At 72.4% G+C, this 16,841-nt stretch carries 9 protein-coding genes and 1 rRNA gene; 8 read left to right on the forward strand and 2 right to left on the reverse strand.

Annotated elements, in window-relative coordinates; all coding sequences use genetic code 11:
- Both rrf and ACFVUH_RS25905 read left to right on the forward strand, forming a co-directional pair.
- A 5S ribosomal RNA gene (rrf, locus tag ACFVUH_RS25900) occupies positions 1-92 on the forward strand; the annotation flags it as partial.
- Positions 93-187: 95 nt separating this feature from the next.
- Positions 188-1,024 carry a phosphatase PAP2 family protein gene (locus tag ACFVUH_RS25905; protein WP_355365239.1) on the forward strand — a complete coding sequence of 279 codons (837 nt, stop codon included), beginning with the start codon at positions 188-190 and terminating at the stop codon, positions 1,022-1,024.
- A gap of 81 nt (positions 1,025-1,105) precedes the next feature.
- On the opposite strand, the gene ACFVUH_RS25910 is transcribed toward ACFVUH_RS25905, so the two are convergent.
- Both ACFVUH_RS25910 and ACFVUH_RS25915 read right to left on the reverse strand, forming a co-directional pair.
- The gene (locus ACFVUH_RS25910) at positions 1,106-1,669 is read right to left on the reverse strand and encodes an acetate uptake transporter (RefSeq protein WP_380685960.1); all 564 of its coding nucleotides are present in this window, start codon (positions 1,667-1,669) and stop codon (positions 1,106-1,108) included.
- A 299-nt stretch (positions 1,670-1,968) separates the two neighbouring features.
- On the reverse strand, positions 1,969-4,527 hold the full coding sequence (locus ACFVUH_RS25915; protein ID WP_387915584.1) for a SpoIIE family protein phosphatase: 2,559 nt from the start codon (positions 4,525-4,527) through the stop codon (positions 1,969-1,971).
- 572 nt (positions 4,528-5,099) lie between these two features.
- On the opposite strand from ACFVUH_RS25915, the gene ACFVUH_RS25920 reads away from it, so the two are divergent.
- The 6 genes from ACFVUH_RS25920 to pgsA all read left to right on the forward strand — a co-directional run bounded on the left by ACFVUH_RS25920 (position 5,100) and on the right by pgsA (position 16,828).
- Positions 5,100-9,671 (forward strand): HAMP domain-containing protein, encoded by a 4,572-nt coding sequence (locus ACFVUH_RS25920; protein ID WP_387915712.1) that lies wholly within the window; start codon positions 5,100-5,102, stop codon positions 9,669-9,671.
- Positions 9,672-10,015: 344 nt separating this feature from the next.
- On the forward strand, positions 10,016-10,654 hold the full coding sequence (locus ACFVUH_RS25925; protein WP_344332370.1) for a response regulator: 639 nt from the start codon (positions 10,016-10,018) through the stop codon (positions 10,652-10,654).
- Between the two features lie 121 nt (positions 10,655-10,775).
- On the forward strand, positions 10,776-13,469 hold the full coding sequence (locus tag ACFVUH_RS25930) for a DNA translocase FtsK (protein ID WP_387915586.1): 2,694 nt from the start codon (positions 10,776-10,778) through the stop codon (positions 13,467-13,469).
- A gap of 283 nt (positions 13,470-13,752) precedes the next feature.
- A complete protein-coding gene (locus tag ACFVUH_RS25935) occupies positions 13,753-14,625 on the forward strand; it encodes a RodZ domain-containing protein (RefSeq protein WP_355365226.1) in 873 nt (290 codons plus the stop codon).
- Between the two features lie 95 nt (positions 14,626-14,720).
- Positions 14,721-16,193 (forward strand): 30S ribosomal protein S12 methylthiotransferase RimO, encoded by a 1,473-nt coding sequence (gene rimO, locus ACFVUH_RS25940; protein WP_355365223.1) that lies wholly within the window; start codon positions 14,721-14,723, stop codon positions 16,191-16,193.
- Positions 16,190-16,828, forward strand: coding sequence for a CDP-diacylglycerol--glycerol-3-phosphate 3-phosphatidyltransferase (pgsA, locus tag ACFVUH_RS25945; RefSeq protein WP_355365220.1), 639 nt, complete (start codon positions 16,190-16,192; stop codon positions 16,826-16,828). The genes rimO and pgsA overlap by 4 nt, the downstream gene beginning before the upstream one ends.
- Positions 16,829-16,841: the final 13 nt, after the last annotated feature.

Below are 16,841 nucleotides of genomic sequence, written 5' to 3' on the forward strand. Positions count from 1 at the left end.
CGCCCGGTTACATTCCGAACCCGGAAGCTAAGCCTCACAGCGCCGATGGTACTGCAGGGGGGACCCTGTGGGAGAGTAGGACGCCGCCGAACAATCATTCCAAAAAGACCCCCTCCGGTTCAGGAGGGGGTCTTTTTGCGTTAACGTCTCCCCACCACATCGGAGCTCGGTGGAGAGGCGCGAACCGTTGCAGAACCTGACCCTGACCTGGCAGTCCGCCGGGGGTACCGCTGTCGCTCTCTACGGCGGCGCGTACGCGGCCGCCCGGGTGCGGCGGACGGGTCTCTCGGCGATCCTGCGGGAGGCCGGCACCCTGCTGGCACTGTTCGCGCTCTGGCAGCTCGTCGGGCGGCTCTCGCTGATGAGTACCGAGCACGCGCTGGACCGGGCGCGCTGGATCCACCGGACGGAGTTGGCGGTCGGACTGCCCGACGAGGCCTCCTGGCAGGCCGCGGTGACGCCGTACCCGGCACTGGTGAAGCTGGCGAACTACTACTACGCGTCCATGCACTTCACGGTGATGATCGCGGTGCTGCTCTGGGTCTTCCTGAGACATCGCGAGCGGTACGCGTGGGTGCGGACCACGGTGGTCGTCACGACGGCGGTCTGCCTGGCCGTCCAGTTCCTGCCGGTGGCGCCGCCCCGGATGCTGCCGGAGAACGGGTTCGTCGACGTCGCGGCGGAGTACGGGCAGTCGGTGTACGGCAACGCGGTCGGCGGGGTGGTCAAGGCGGCGCAGCTGTCGGCGATGCCGTCGGTGCACGTGGCCTGGTGCGTGCTGGTGGCGGTCGCGGTGGTGCGGGTGTCGAGGAGCCCGCTGCGCTGGCTGATCGTGCTGCACCCGGTGCTGACGATCACGGTGGTGGTGGTGACGGCCAACCACTTCTGGGCGGACGGCCTGGTCGCGGTGGCGATCCTGCTGCTGGCCTACGCGGCGCAGAGCGGCGTCGCCCGGTGGCGGGCCCGGCGCGCGGGGGACGTCCGGCCGGCGGAGGAGCAGGAGCGGCTGGCCGTTCGCGGCTGAGGAGTGCGGGGGACCGGCGCACGGCATGCCGGTGGGCCGGGCCCCGTGGGGGGAGGGTCCGGCCCACCGGTGTGCCTGCCGTTACTTGACCGGCAGGGCTTCGCGGCCCCACGCGCTGTTGGTCAGCGACGCGGTGGCCCAGTACCAGGCCGCCAGGCCGGAGGCGGCGGCGATCCAGCCGGCCGTCTTGGCGAGGCCGCCGGAGGTGCTGAAGGTCGCGATCGCGGAGAGCACCAGGGAGAGCGTCAGCAGCCCGTAGACGGCGCGGCTGAACAGGCCCGCGTTCCAACTGGCCGCGGTCAGGGTGAGGGCGAGCAGGGCCCACAGGAGCAGGAACAGGCCGGCCGCGTTCTTGCCGGCGCCGGAGGCCGTGGACCAGGTGGCCCAGAAGGCGCCGAGGCCGGTGAAGGCGGTGCCGGTGAAGCCCTCGCCGCCGCGGAACTGCCAGAGGCCCGCGATGAACAGGGTCAGGCCGCCGAGGATGTGGGCGAGGTGGGCCGAGTTCCCGGCGGCGGTGCCGCTGAGAATGCCGGTCGAGAGCAGACCGTAGGCGAGGAGGGTCAGGCCGAGTGCGAGGTAACCGAGGTTACCCGCGTCGGCGCCGGTGGAGCGGGCGTTCAGTGCCCCGGTAGCTTCGTTGCTCACCGGAGGCTCCTTTCACTCATGGGCGCGCGCAGGGCGCAGTGAACGCGGGTGAGTGTCGATGAGGTGAAGGCGCGTGACCGCTCCGGGCGCGCACGGCTGGAGCGTGCGACGGCTGCGGTCGGAATGCTGGGCCAGCGGGAGAGCCGCTGGTCACGTCCCTGCCGGGGGATTCCCCGGTGAGATCGGTGTACCCAGGGTGAGCGGGCTTGTACCCTTGTGAATAGCACATTTTGTGACGGCGTCCGACACGGTTCGGTCAGGCTCGGACAGCCGGAGCGACAGCGGTCGCACCGATGTGCTCAGACGGTCCGCTGGGTCGGCACCCGCAGGGTGAGGATCGCCATGTCGTCGGAGGGCGGCTCCGGGGCGAACCGCTCGACCGCCCGCTGCACGCGCAGCGCGACCGCTCCGGCGGTGAGTCCGGTGCAGCCGGTGAGCACCTCGGCGAGGCCGTCGTCGCCCAGCATCCGGCGGCCCTCGCGGCGTTCGGTGACGCCGTCGGTGACGCAGAGCAGGACCTCGCCGGGGTTGAGCACCAGGCGCTCGGCGGTGAGGTCGAGGTCGTCCATGACGCCGAGCAGCGGCTGCGGGGTGGCGGCCCGGTCGACCTGGCCGTCGGTGCGCAGGCGCAGCGGCAGCGGATGGCCGGCGCAGACCAGGGAGAGTTCGGTACTGCCGTCCGGACGGGGTGTCAGTTCGCCGTACAGCAGGGTGAGGAAGCGGCTGCGGGCGCCCTCGTCCAGGATGGCGGTGTTGAGCCGGCTGAGGACCTGTGGGGCGTCCAGGCCCTCGCGGGCGAGCAGTCGCAGCGAGTGCCGGGCGAGGCCGGTGACCGAGGCGGCTTCCGGGCCGGTGCCGCAGACGTCGCCGATGGCGAAGCCGTAGGTGCCCTCGCGGATCGGGAAGAGGTCGTAGAAGTCGCCGCCGACCTCGTTGCCCTCGCCGGCGGCCTGGTAGAAGACGTCCACCTCGACGCCGGGGATGTCGGGCAGGTCCGGGGGCAGCAGGCTGCGCTGCAGGGCCTGGCTGGTGGCGGTGCGCTCGGAGTAGAGGCGCGAGTTGTCGAGGGCGAGGGCGGCCCGGCGGGAGAGGTCCTCGGCGAGCTCCAGGACCTCCTGACGGAACCGCACGCCGGCCGCGGTGCCGAGGGCGAGCAGGCCGATCACCCGGTTGCGGGCGGTCAGTGGCAGGACGACGGTCTCGCCGAGCAGGCCGGTGAGGCCGGGGTCGTCGGTGAAGCCGTTGCCGTCGGCGGTGTCGGACGGGGCGTCCCAGAAACGGGTGCCGTGGGTGGGGCCGGACTCCGGGGCGGGCGTCTTGTCCAGCAGGGCGCGCAGCGGGTCGATGAGGTCCTCGTCCTCGTGCAGGACGAAGGCGAGCGAGGCGGGGGCGCCGTGGTCGCCGTTGGTGTAGACGGCGCACCAGGAGGCGAGGGTGGGGACGGCCATCTGGGCCATCAGGGCGAGCGTCTGCTCGTGTTCGAGGGTACCGGCCAGCAGGTCGGAGGCCTCGACGAGGAAGGAGAGCGAGCCCCGGCGCAGTCGTTCGAGTTCGGCGAGCCGGGTGGACTCGACGGCCAGGGCGAGCCGGTCGGCGGCGAACTGGAGGCGCAGCGCGTCCTCGTTGTCGTAGCGGCCGGGGGCGCCGGTGGCGATGCCGAGCGAGCCGATCAGCCGGCCCTCGACCTTGAGCGGCACGGTGAGCAGCGAGCGCAGTCCGCTGTTGTCGAGGACGGGCAGGCCGGTGGGCCGGGTGGCGAGGTCCTCGTGGACGGAGGGGAGTCGGGGTGAGTCGTAGCGGTTGCCGGTGTCGACCGGGAAGCGGCTGTGCGGGCGCGGCGCGGTGGGCAGGCCGGTGCTGGCGCGCAGTTCGAACTCGGCCTCGTCCTCGGTGGTGAGCAGCAGGTAGGCGGCGTCGGCGTCGAGCAGGTCGCGGGCGCGTTCGACGGTGTGCTGCAGCAGGGTGTCGAGGTCCTCGCCGGCACCGAGGCCGGCCAGCAGGTCGAGCCGGGTGCCGGGTTCGCCGCGGTCGCCGGGAAGGGCGCGGGCGGGGGAGCGCAGGACGGCGCGGTCCTCGTCGAGGACGAGCAGGCAGAGCGTGCTGGGGGTGCCGTCGGTGTCGCGCAGGCGGACCTGGACGCCGTAGACGTCGACGGTGGTGCCGTCGGCGCGGCGCAGCGCGTAGCCGCCCTCCCAGCGGGCGAGCCGCAGGACGGCGGAGAGGCCGAGGCCGCCGTCGGCGGGCTGCGGCCAGAGGGCGAGGTCGGCCCAGGGGCGGCCGAGCACGGTGTCGGCGGGGTGCTGGAAGAGGGCTTCGGCGTCGGGGTTCCAGGCGAGCACCCGGCCGTCGTCGTCGAGCTGGACGACGGCAACGTGGACCGGGCCGTTGCTGCGCGGCAGTTCGCCGCCGGGGGCGGCGGGCAGGGCGTAGCGGGTGCCGGCGGTGTGTGCGGGCAGGGCGAGCCGGAACCAGACGGTCTTGCGGCCGGAGCCGTACTCGACGCCCCAGCGTTCGGCGAGCGCGGCGCACATCAGCAGGCCGCGGCCGCCCTCGCCGTCGGCGTCGGCGTAGTGGTCGGAGGCGGTGGCGGGGACGTCGGCGAAGCTGGGCAGGCCGCGTTCGGGGTGGTGGTCGGTGACCTCGATCCGGACGGTGCCGTCCTCGCGCAGGCAGCACACCTCGGCGGCGGTTCCGGCGTGCACGACCGCGTTGGTGACGAGTTCGCTGACCAGGACCACGGCGTCGTCGACGACCTCGGGCAGGCCCCACCCCAGCAGGGCGTCCCGGACGAAGGATCGGGCGGCACCGGCCGACCGACCCACGGGTTCGAAGGTGGCGGCTGCGCGCGCGGTGACCACGTTGCCACGTCTCCTCTGCTCTGGCCCTGGCTGTCCGGGGGTGTGGCGCCGCGTCCCTGGTGCGCGCCGACGGCGTGGGCGGCGGCGCCGGGGGCGGTTGTGGCCCGGTGCAGCGCTCCACCCTACTTTCCGCTTGGTTCCCCGTGGGGGCGGGGAGTCGAAACAGGCACCGGAGGGTGATTCTGCCCACCCGTTTCGGACGGGCCGGTACCAACCGAGTGCAACCGCGCTTGTACCGGGCGCGAGTGCTGTCAGACTGGGGGGTCCGCGATGTCCGGTCCGAGCAGTACCGTCGTCGTGGGTCCCGGTGGGCCGGACCGGCCGTCGGGACGGTAGCGCCGGGACGGTGCTGCGCGGCGGGCTCCGATGGGCTGCCGCGGGCGCCGGACAGTTCACGATCTGGGAGGGGCCCGTTGAGTTCGGCCACCAAGGACGCAACCGGTACGACGCCGCCCACTCAGCGTGGCGGGCGCCCCGGGGCCGCGCCGCGGAGCGCGGCCGGCCGGCGTGTCAACCACAGCCGCGGCGCCGAGCCGGCCGAGCTGCGCAAGCTGCTGGCCGCGTTGACGGCGATGCGGGACGGAAACTTCCGGCGCCGCCTGACGGTGCCCGGGGACGGTCCGCTGGCGGAGATCGCCGCGGTGTTCAACGAGGTGGCCGAGCGCAACCAGCACCTCACGGGTGAGCTGGCCCGGGTGCGGCGGGCGGTGGGCCGCGAGGGGCGGTTGAACGAGCGGCTGGAGACGGGTGCCGGTGAGGGCGCCTGGATGGCGGCGGTCGACAACTGCAACGCGCTGATCGACGACCTGGCGCGGCCGATGGCCGAGGTGGGCCGGGTGCTGACGTCGATCGCCGAGGGCGACCTCGACCAGAAGATGGAGCTGCGCTCGCTGCACAGCAACGGGGTGAGCCACCCGCTGCGCGGCGAGTACCTGAAGATCGGCCGGACCGTCAACGGGCTGGTGGACCAGCTGTCGGAGTTCACCGACGAGGTGACCCGGGTGGCCCGCGAGGTCGGCACCGAGGGCAAGCTGGGCGGCCAGGCGAAGGTCCGCAGCGTGTCCGGCAGCTGGAAGGACCTCGGGGACTCGGTCAACACCATGGCCGGCCGGCTGACCGCGCAGGTGCGCAACATCGCGCAGGTGACCACCGCGGTGGCCAAGGGCGACCTGTCCCGCAAGGTGACGGTCGAGGTGGCCGGCGAGATGCTGGAGCTGAAGAACACCGTCAACACGATGGTGGACCAGCTGAACGGCTTCGCGGCGCAGGTGACCAGCGTGGCCAGGGACGTGGGCACCGAGGGTCGGCTGGGCGGTCAGGCGCAGGTGCCGGGCGTCGCCGGTGTCTGGCGCGACCTCACCGATTCGGTGAACTTCATGGCGGACAACCTGACGGGCCAGGTCCGCAGCATCGCCCAGGTGACCACGGCGGTGGCGCGCGGCGACCTCTCGCAGAAGATCGAGGTGGACGCCCGCGGGGAGATCCTGGAGCTGAAGAACACCATCAACACGATGGTCGACCAGCTCTCCGGCTTCGCCGAGCAGGTGACCCGGGTGGCCCGTCAGGTGGGCACCGAGGGACGGCTCGGCGGGCAGGCGCAGGTGCCGTGGGCGGCCGGCGTCTGGCGGGACCTCACCGACAACGTCAACTTCATGGCGAACAATCTCACCGATCAGGTGCGCAACATCGCCCAGGTGACCACCGCCGTCGCCCGCGGCGACCTCTCGCAGAAGATCCAGGTCGACGCGCTCGGGGAGATCCTGGAGCTGAAGAACACCATCAACACGATGGTCGACCAGCTGGGCGCCTTCGCGGACGAGGTGACCCGGGTGGCCCGGGACGTCGGTACCGAGGGCATCCTCGGCGGCCAGGCGAGCGTGCCGGGGGTGTCCGGCACCTGGAAGGACCTGACCAACAGCGTCAACCTGATGGCCAACAACCTGACCAGTCAGGTCCGCAGCATCGCCGAGGTGACCACGGCGGTGGCCCGGGGCGACGTCTCGAAGAAGATCACCGTCGACGCCCGGGGCGAGATCCTGGAGCTGGTCACCACCGTGAACACCATGGTGGACCAGCTGTCGGCGTTCGCCGACGAGGTCACCCGGGTGGCGCGCGAGGTGGGCACCGAGGGGAACCTGGGCGGCCAGGCCCGGGTGCGCGGGGTGTCGGGCATCTGGAAGGACCTGACCGACAACGTCAACTTCATGGCGTCGAACCTGACCAGCCAGGTGCGGAACATCGCCGAGGTGGCGGCCGCGGTGGCCTCCGGCGATCTCTCCAAGAAGATCACCATCGAGGCCCAGGGCGAGGTCGCGGGGCTGGCCGGGACGCTCAACACCATGGTGGACCAGCTGTCGGCGTTCGCGGTCGAGGTGACCAGGGTGGCCCGCGAGGTGGGTACCGACGGCACCCTGGGCGGCCAGGCGAGCGTGCCGGGCGTGGCCGGGATCTGGAAGGACCTGACCGACAACGTCAACCTGATGGCCAACAACCTCACCGGTCAGGTGCGGAACATCGCGCTGGTGATCACGGCGGTGGCCCGCGGTGATCTGTCGCAGAAGATCGACGTCGACGCGCGCGGCGAGTTCCTGGAGCTCAAGACCAGCATCAACACCATGGTGGACCAGCTGTCGGCGTTCGCCGACGAGGTCACCCGGGTCGCCCGTGAGGTGGGCACCGACGGGCGGCTCGGCGGTCAGGCGCGGGTGCCCGGCGTGGACGGCACCTGGCAGGACCTCACCGAGTCCGTCAACGAGCTGGCCAACAACCTCACCCGGCAGGTGCGTGCGATCGCGCAGGTCGCCACCGCCGTGACCAGGGGCGACCTGTCGCTGCGGATCGACGTGGACGCCGCCGGCGAGCTCGACGAGCTCAAGGACAACATCAACCAGATGATCGCCAACCTGCGCGAGACCACCCGCACCAACCAGGAGCAGGACTGGCTGAAGACCAATCTGGCGCGGATCTCCGGACTGCTGCAGGGCCGGCGCGACCTGGAGGCGGTGGCCTCGCTGATCATGACCGAGCTCACCCCGGTGGTCTCGGCGCAGCACGGCGCCTTCTTCCTCGCCCAGCCGGCCGGCCGCACCGCCGAGCTGATCACCGAGGACGACGACGAGAACGACACCGTGCTGCGGCTGATCGGCAGCTACGGCTACCAGCGGCGGGCGATGCCGACCACCTTCCGGCCCGGCGAGTCGCTGATCGGCCAGGCGGCGGTGGAGAAGCGGGCGATCATCCTCAAGGAGGCGCCGCCCGGGTACCTGAAGATCGCCTCCGGGCTGGGCGAGGCCTCGCCGGCCCACATCGTGGTGCTGCCGGTGCTGTTCGAGGGCCGGCTGCTGGGCGTGATCGAGCTGGCCACCTTCAGCTCGTTCACCACCGTCGCGCTGGACTTCCTCAACCAGATCGCCGACCTGATCGGCGTCACCGTCAACACCATCAGCGTCAACACCAAGACCGAGGGCCTGCTGCTGGAGTCCCAGCGGCTGACCGCCGAGCTCTCGATGCGGTCGGCCGAGCTGGAGGCGCGCCAGGAGGAACTGGAGCGCACCAACGAGGAGTTGCAGGAGAAGGCCGAGCAACTCGCGCAGCAGAACCGGGACATCGAGATCAAGAACAGCGAGATCGAGGAGGCCCGGCAGGTCCTGGAGGAGCGCGCCGAGCAACTCGCGCTGGCCTCCCGGTACAAGAGCGAGTTCCTGGCCAACATGTCGCACGAGCTGCGCACCCCGCTGAACTCGCTGCTGATCCTGGCCAAGCTGCTGTCCGACAACAACGAGGGCAACCTGTCGCCCAAGCAGGTCGAGTTCGCCGACACCATCCACGGCGCCGGTTCCGACCTGCTCCAGCTGATCAACGACATCCTGGACCTGTCCAAGGTCGAGGCGGGCAAGATGGACGTCCGGCCGGCCCGGATCGCCCTGGTCCAGCTGGTCGACTACGTCGAGGCGACCTTCCAGCCGGTCGCGCTGGACAAGAACCTGGAGTTCGGCGTGCGGGTCTCGCCGGCCCTGCCGGTCACCCTGCACACCGACGAGCAGCGGCTCCAGCAGGTGCTGCGCAACCTCATCTCCAACGCGGTGAAGTTCACCGACACCGGCGCCGTCGACTTCTCGATCAGCCCGGCCGGGAAGGGCGCGCCGCAGCACGTGCGCGAGCAGCTGCTGGAGGCGGGCGCGATCCAGGACCCGGACGACCCGCTGATCGCGTTCACGGTCTCCGACACCGGGATCGGCATCCCCGGCAACAAGCTGCGGGAGATCTTCGAACCGTTCCGGCAGGCCGACGGCACCACCAGCCGCAAGTACGGAGGCACCGGGCTCGGGCTGTCGATCAGCCGGGAGATCGCCCGGCTGCTCGGCGGCGAGATCCACGCCGAGAGCGAGCTGGGCAAGGGCTCGACCTTCACCCTGTACCTGCCGCTGCGCGCCGAGGCGCCGGACGCCGCCGGGCAGGCCGCGGCCGCGCTGCGCGCCTCGGTCGGGGTCACCCCGGCCGGGACCCCGGTGCCGGTGGGCGAGAGCCCGGCCGACCACTGGGCCCAGGAGGTGCGCGAGCTGGTCGAGGTCCGCCGCCGGGGCGCGGTCGAGCGCCGCCGCACGGCAGCCCTGGACGCGGCGGCGGACGACCGCGCAGCCGGGGCCCGCGGGGCCGTCGGCGGCCCCGTCGAGGGGCGCGTGGCCGGGGGCCGGGCGGTGGAGGGGCGGATGCCCGAGGCGGCCCCGGTGGCCCGCCCGTCGGGGCGCACCGACACCCGCTTCGGCGGCGAGCAGGTGCTGATCGTCGACGACGACGTCCGCAACGTGTTCGCCCTCACCAGCGTGCTGGAGCAGCACGGCCTGACCGTGCTGTACGCCGAGAACGGCCGCGAGGGCATCGAGATGCTGGAGCAGCACGAGAACGTCGCGCTGGTCCTGATGGACATCATGATGCCGGAGATGGACGGCTACGCGACCACCGAGGCGATCCGCCGGATGCCCCAGTTCGCCGGGCTGCCGATCATCGCGCTGACCGCCAAGGCGATGAAGGGCGACAAGGAGAAGTCCCTGGAGGCCGGCGCCACCGACCACATCACCAAGCCGGTGGAGACCGACCACCTGCTGTCGGTGATGCACGAATGGCTCACCGTCCGGAGGCCCTGAGGGGCCGGAACCGGTGTCCAGCGGGCCCCGGACCCGCCCGAGTTGGGACCGATCGGATGACGGGGGCGTGAATCCCGGAGTACGCTCCAGGATTCACGCCGGTGGGGCGCGCGGTTTGCTGGCGGGGAGGGCCGGGAACCGGGTAGGGTCACCGATCGTTGCGAACAGTGACCGAGTGACAACTCGCTGGTGAGCGTACGCCGGGGCACTGACTGCGCGCCGCTCCGGATCCGGACGCGACGGAGCGATGTGCCGGGCGAGGGGGTGCGGCTAGCATGACCGGGGTAGTGGTGGGCAGTACGCGGGTGCCTTCCCCAGGTAGGCAGGCGACAGGAGGGCGCGTCGTGATGCAGAAGGCGAAGATCCTCCTGGTCGACGACCGGCCGGAGAACCTGCTCGCGCTGGAGGCGATCCTCTCGGCGCTGGACCAGACCCTGGTCCGGGCGGCGTCCGGCGAGGAGGCGCTCAAGGCGCTGCTCACGGACGACTTCGCGGTGATCCTGCTGGACGTCCAGATGCCCGGGATGGACGGCTTCGAGACCGCCGCCCACATCAAGCGCCGTGAGCGCACCCGGGACATCCCGATCATCTTCCTCACCGCGATCAACCACGGCCCGCACCACACCTTCCGCGGCTACGCGGCCGGTGCGGTGGACTACATCTCCAAGCCGTTCGACCCCTGGGTGCTGCGCGCCAAGGTCTCGGTCTTCGTCGACCTCTACATGAAGAACTGCCAGCTGAAGGAGCAGGCCGCGCTGCTGCGGCTGCAGCTGGAGGCGAGCGGTGCCGAGCCGGCCATCGGCGGCGCGCTGCTCGGCGAGCTGTCGGCCCGGCTGGCGGCGGTCGAGGAGCAGGCCGAGTCGCTCACCAAGCAGCTGGACGGCACCGAGGACGGCGGGGTGGCGGCCACCGCGGCGCACCTGGAGCGCAAGCTGGCGGGCCTGCGGCGCGCACTGGACGCGCTGCGCCCCGGCACGGACTGAGCGCGGTCCCACTCGCCCGTCCGGGTGAAACCGGACGGGGTGACGGTGTGTCGGCGACACGTCCCGGGGCCCGGGCGCACGACGTGGGCACAGGTCGTGCGCCCCGGTAGGCTGCTGACCCATGGCCACACGTACGCCCGGAAGCGCGGCACGCAACTCGAGTCCGGGACCGTCCAAGAAGGCCGCGGCGAAGGCTCCGGCCAAGCCGCCCGCCAAGAAGGCGGCCGCGAAGAAGGCCGCCCCGGCGAAGAAGACGGCGGCCAAGGCGCCCGCCCCGCCCTCCGCTCCCGCGCCCCGGCCGATACTCTTCCGCGCCGTGCGCGCCGTCTGGCTCGGCATGGCGCACGGCATCGGCGCGGTCTTCCGGGGCTTCGGCGACGGCGCCAAGAACATGGACCCGGCGCACCGCAAGGACGGCATCGGCCTGCTGCTGCTCGCGCTGGCGCTGGTCACCGCCGCCGGCACCTGGTTCAGCCCGCAGGGCTGGCTGGGCGAGGCGGCCACCAACGTGGTCTCCGGCCTGTTCGGCCGGCTCGACGTGCTGGTCCCGTTCCTGCTGGCCGCCGTCGCGGTCCGGCTGATGCGCCACCCGGAGCTGCCGGAGGCCAACGGCCGGATCATGATCGGCCTGACCACCCTGCTGGTCGGTGTGCTCGGCCTGGTCCACATCGGCTGCGGCGCGCCCGTGATGGGCAGCGGCGCGACCCGGATAAGGACGGCCGGCGGGATCATCGGCTGGGCCGCCTCCACACCGATGATGGCCGCCGCCGGGCCGGCCCTCGCGGTGCCGCTGCTCCTGCTGCTGGCCTTCTTCGGCCTGCTGGTCACCACCGCCACCCCGGTCAACCGGATCCCGGAGCGGATGCGCGCGGTGGGCGTCCGGCTGGGCGTGGTCGAACCCGGCCCGCTGGACGGGACCGGGGAGCGCACGCCGGAGCGCGAACTCTCCAACGAGCCTCCCGAGGACGCCGATCCCTCCGCGCTGCCCTTCACGGTGGACACGGACGGTGACGACCCCTCGGACGAGGTGGCCGCCCGTCGGCGCCGCCGCAAGCGCAAGGCGCCCGACGAGGAGCCCGCCGCCGAGCCGGACATGTTCGCCAAGGAGCCGCTGGACCCGTACACCACCCGCAACCTCGCCGCCGGCGCCGCCGCCGACCTGGACGGCGCGCTGGTCTACGGCGTGCCCGCCTCCTCGGCGGTGGCCGACATGATGCACCAGGTGCAGGACCGCACCGCCCCGCCGGAGGAGCCCGCCGTCCCGGCCGCCCGCACCGGCGGCTCGGACCCCGGAGCCCCGGACGAGCACGGCCCCGCGCCGGTCCGGATGGAGCAGCTCCAGCTCGCGGCGGGCCTCAGCTACGCGCTGCCCCCGCTCGACCTGCTGGAGCGCGGCGGCCCGGCCAAGGCCCGCAGCGCCCTCAACGACGAGGTGGTGGCCCAGCTCACCGGCACCTTCTCCGAGTTCAAGGTGGACGCCCGGGTGACCGGCTTCACCCGTGGCCCGACGGTCACCCGCTACGAGGTCGAGCTCGGCCCCGCGGTCAAGGTCGAGCGGATCACCGCGCTCGCGAAGAACATCGCGTACGCCGTGGCCAGCCCGGACGTGCGGATCATCAGCCCGATCCCGGGCAAGTCCGCGGTCGGCATCGAGATCCCGAACCGGGACCGCGAGATGGTCAACCTCGGCGACCTGCTGCGCTCGCGCACCGCCGCCGAGGACACCCACCCGATGGTCGTCGGCATGGGCAAGGACGTCGAGGGCCACACCGTGATGGCCAACCTCGCCAAGATGCCGCACATCCTGGTGGCCGGCGCGACCGGCGCGGGCAAGTCGTCCTGCATCAACTGCCTGATCACGTCGATCCTCGCCCGGTCCACCCCGGACGAGGTGCGGATGGTGCTGGTCGACCCCAAGCGGGTCGAGCTGACCGCCTACGAGGGCATCCCGCACCTCATCACGCCGATCATCACCAACCCGAAGAAGGCCGCCGAGGCCCTCCAGTGGGTGGTCCGCGAGATGGACATGCGCTACGACGACCTCGCCGCGTTCGGCTTCCGGCACGTCGACGACTTCAACGCGGCGGTCCGGGCCGGCACCGTCACCCCGCCGCTCGGCAGCGAGCGCGAGCTGACGCCGTACCCGTACCTGCTGGTGATCGTCGACGAGCTGGCCGACCTCATGATGGTCGCCCCGCGCGACGTCGAGGACTCGGTGGTCCGGATCACCCAGCTCGCCCGCGCGGCCGGCATCCACCTGGTGCTGGCCACCCAGCGGCCCTCGGTCGACGTGGTCACCGGTCTGATCAAGGCCAATGTGCCGTCCCGGCTCGCCTTCGCCACCTCCGCGATGGCCGACTCCAGGGTCATCCTGGACCAGCCCGGGGCCGAGAAGCTGATCGGCAAGGGCGACGCCCTGTTCCTGCCGATGGGCGCCAGCAAGCCGATCCGCATGCAGGGCGCGTTCGTCACCGAGGCCGAGATCGCCGCCGTGGTCAAGCACTGCAAGGAGCAGCTGTCCGCCGTCTACCGGGACGACGTGATGGTCGGCGGCGGGCCCAAGAAGGAGATCGACGAGGAGATCGGCGACGACCTGGAGCTGCTGATCCAGGCGGCCGAGCTGGTCGTCTCCACCCAGTTCGGCTCCACCTCGATGCTCCAGCGCAAGCTGCGGGTCGGCTTCGCCAAGGCCGGGCGGCTGATGGACCTCATGGAGTCGCGCGGCATCGTCGGACCGAGCGAGGGCTCCAAGGCCCGCGACGTCCTGGTGAAGCCGGACGAGCTGGACGCGGTGATCGTCACCATCCGTGGCTGAGAGCGGCCCGGCACTGATGGGTGTTCACCCGTTGGGACGGGGGTAGGCGGGCGGTGCGGAACCGATCGGATGGGCACCGCGTCCCACGATCGACACCGGACGCGCGGGCGGCGGTGCGGGGACCCCGGGGACGGCGGCCCCCGCACTGACGGGCGGTCAGTGCACGCCCGGCCCCGGGCCGGGGCGGCCGAGCGCATTCGGGCCTGTTCCGCTTGAGAAACGATCCGCCCACGCCCCTAGACTGTTCCCCAGCAGGTGGCCAACCGCTCGAAAGGCGTGCACCGTGACCATCGGCAAGTCCCCCGACCGCGAGAACGCCCCGTCCTCCGCCCAGCCCGCCGGCGCCGCGGAACAGGCGGCCGATGCCCCGAGCATCGGCCGGGTGCTGTCCGCCGCCCGGATCGAGGCCGGACTCACGGTGGACCAGGTGAGCAGTGCCACCCGGGTCCGGGTGCCGATCGTGCACTCCATCGAGGAGGACGACTTCGGCCGGTGCGGTGGCGACTTCTACGCCCGCGGCCACATCCGCGCGATCGCCCAGCTGGTCGGCGTCGACGGCGAGGCGCTGGTGGCCCGCTACGACGACGCGCACGGCGGCTCGCCGGCCTCCAAGCGGCCCACCGAGCTGATCGAGAGCGGCCCGATCAAGGTCCCCGGCCGGGGCCGGCCGAACTGGACGGTGGCGATGGTCGCGGCGATCGTCGCGGTGGTCGGGATCATCGGCTTCAACCTGGTGAACGGGAAGACCGTCCCCGGCACCACCGGCTCGGCCAGCGCCCCGCTGCCCTCCGGCTCCGGCACCGGCTCGGTCGCCCCGGTGGCCCCCGCGTCCACCCCGGCCGTGCAGCCGCCCGCGCCGGCGCCCAGTGCCCCCGCGATCGCCGCCGCCCCCGCCGACAAGGTCACCGTGAAGCTGGTCGCCGAGAAGGACACCAGCTGGGTCTCGGCGGTGGACGGCACCGGGAAGTCGCTGTTCCAGAACAACATCGAGGAAGGCCAGGACCAGACCTTCACCGACCCCAAGCAGATCAAGCTGGTGATCGGCAACGCGGGCGCCGTGCACGTGTACGTCAACGGCAAGGACCTCGGACCGGCGGGCAAGAACGGCCAGGTGGTGCACGTCACGTACACCCCCGGCGACCCGCAGGCGGGCTGATCGCGGGGGCCGGCCGCCCCGGGCGGAACTGGTCGAACGGGGCGCGCGGCCTCCGGGGCGAACGGCTCCGGCGGTCGCGCGTTAATCTTGGCCCTATGCCTGAACGCCGTACTGTCGCCCTTGTCACGCTCGGATGCGCCCGCAACGAGGTGGACTCCGAGGAACTCGCCGGGCGACTGGAAGCCGACGGCTGGTTGCTCGTGGACGACGCCGCCGAAGCCGACGTCGCCGTCGTCAACACCTGCGGCTTCGTCGAAGCCGCCAAGAAGGACTCCGTCGACGCCCTGCTGGAGGCGAACGACCTCAAGGACCACGGCCGCACCCAGGCCGTGGTCGCGGTCGGCTGCATGGCCGAGCGCTACGGCAAGGAGCTGGCCGAGGCGCTGCCCGAGGCCGACGGAGTGCTCGGCTTCGACGACTACGCCGACATCTCCGACCGCCTGCAGACCATCCTGTCCGGCGGCCACCACGCGCCGCACATCCCCCGCGACCGCCGCAAGCTGCTGCCGCTGAGCCCCGTCGAGCGCCAGGCGGCCGCCGCCGAGGTCGCCGTGCCGGGCCACGGCGCCCCCGAGGACCTGCCGGAGGGCGTGGCGCCCGCCTCCGGGCCGCGCACCCTGCGCAAGCGCCTGGACGACAGCCCGGTCGCCTCCGTCAAGCTCGCCTCCGGCTGCGACCGGCGCTGCTCGTTCTGCGCCATCCCGGCCTTCCGCGGCTCGTTCATCTCCCGCCGCCCCTCCGACGTGCTGCACGAGGCCCAGTGGCTGGCCGAGCAGGGCGTCCGCGAGGTCGTGCTGGTCAGCGAGAACAACACCTCGTACGGCAAGGACCTCGGCGACATCCGGCTGCTGGAGACCCTGCTCGGCGAGATCGCCGCGATCGACGGCGTCGAGCGGGTCCGGGTCTCCTACCTGCAGCCCGCCGAGATGCGCCCCGGGCTGATCGAGGCGATGACCGGCACCGAGGGCGTGCTGCCCTACTTCGACCTGTCGTTCCAGCACTCCGCCCCGGCGGTGCTGCGCCGGATGCGCCGCTTCGGCTCCACCGACCAGTTCCTGGAACTGCTCGGCACCATCCGCGGCAAGGCCCCGCAGGCCGGCGCCCGGTCCAACTTCATCGTGGGCTTCCCCGGCGAGACCGAGGAGGACTTCGCCGAGCTGGAACGGTTCGTCACGCACGCCGGGCTGGACGCGATCGGCGTCTTCGGCTACTCCGACGAGGAGGGCACCGAGGCCGCCACCTACGGCGACAAGCTGCCCGAGGACGTGGTCGCCGACCGGCTGGCCCGGCTCAGCCGGCTCGCCGAGGAGATGACCGCCCAGCGGGCCGAGCAGCGGATCGGCACCGAGGTCGAGGTGCTGGTCGAGTCGGTCGACGGCGACCTGGTGGAGGGCCGCGCCGCCCACCAGGCGCCCGAGACGGACGGCCTCACCACGCTCGTCGGCGTCGAGGACCCCGAGGTCGGGCGGTTCTACCGGGCCAAGGTCGTCGCCAGCGAGGGCGTCGACCTGGTCGCCGAGGCGCTGGAGCAGGTGCGGGTCCTCCGGGCACCGGGAGCCGGGGAATGACCCAGGGGCCCGGCGCCCCGACCGCGGCCCACCCGGGCAGGCCGGCGGCCGCGGTGCCCCCGGCGCCGGGGATCTGGAACATCGCGAACGTGCTGACCATGGTCCGGCTGCTGCTGGTCCCGGTCTTCGTCGCGCTGCTCTTCGCCGAGGGCGGCCACGACCCCAAGTGGCGCTCGGTGGCCTGGGCCTCCTTCGCGATCGCGATGATCACCGACCTGTTCGACGGCGAGCTGGCCCGGCGCAAGGGCCTGGTCACCGACTTCGGCAAGATCGCCGACCCGATCGCCGACAAGGCGATCATGGGCGCGGCGCTGATCGGCCTCTCGGTGCTGGGCGACCTGCCGTGGTGGATCACCGTGGTGATCCTGGCCCGCGAGCTGGGCATCACGCTGATGCGGTTCTGGGTGATCCGCTTCGGGGTGATCCCGGCCAGCCGGGGCGGCAAGCTCAAGACGCTCACCCAGGGCATCGCGGTCGGCATGTACGTCCTGGAGCTGACCGGCTGGATGGCCACCGCCCGGGCCGTGCTGATGGGCGTCGCGGTGCTGCTGACCGTCGGCACCGCGCTGGACTACGTGGGGCAGGCCGTGCGGCTGCGCCGGGAGGGCCTGGCGGCGCAACGCCCGCGCGGGTGACACGGCGCGGATC

The sequence above is a fragment of the Kitasatospora sp. NPDC058032 genome (genome assembly GCF_042885845.1).
Lineage (GTDB): Bacteria > Actinomycetota > Actinomycetes > Streptomycetales > Streptomycetaceae > Kitasatospora.

What these genes read in the sequence shown, in the direction of transcription:
- ACFVUH_RS25920 (WP_387915712.1), top strand. Translation starts at nt 5,100, where the DNA reads ATGCGGGACGGAAACTTCCGGCGCCGCCTGACGGTGCCCGGGGACGGT.
- ACFVUH_RS25930 (WP_387915586.1), top strand. Translation starts at nt 10,776, where the DNA reads ATGGCCACACGTACGCCCGGAAGCGCGGCACGCAACTCGAGTCCGGGA.
- rimO (WP_355365223.1), top strand. Translation starts at nt 14,721, where the DNA reads ATGCCTGAACGCCGTACTGTCGCCCTTGTCACGCTCGGATGCGCCCGC.
- pgsA (WP_355365220.1), top strand. Translation starts at nt 16,190, where the DNA reads ATGACCCAGGGGCCCGGCGCCCCGACCGCGGCCCACCCGGGCAGGCCG.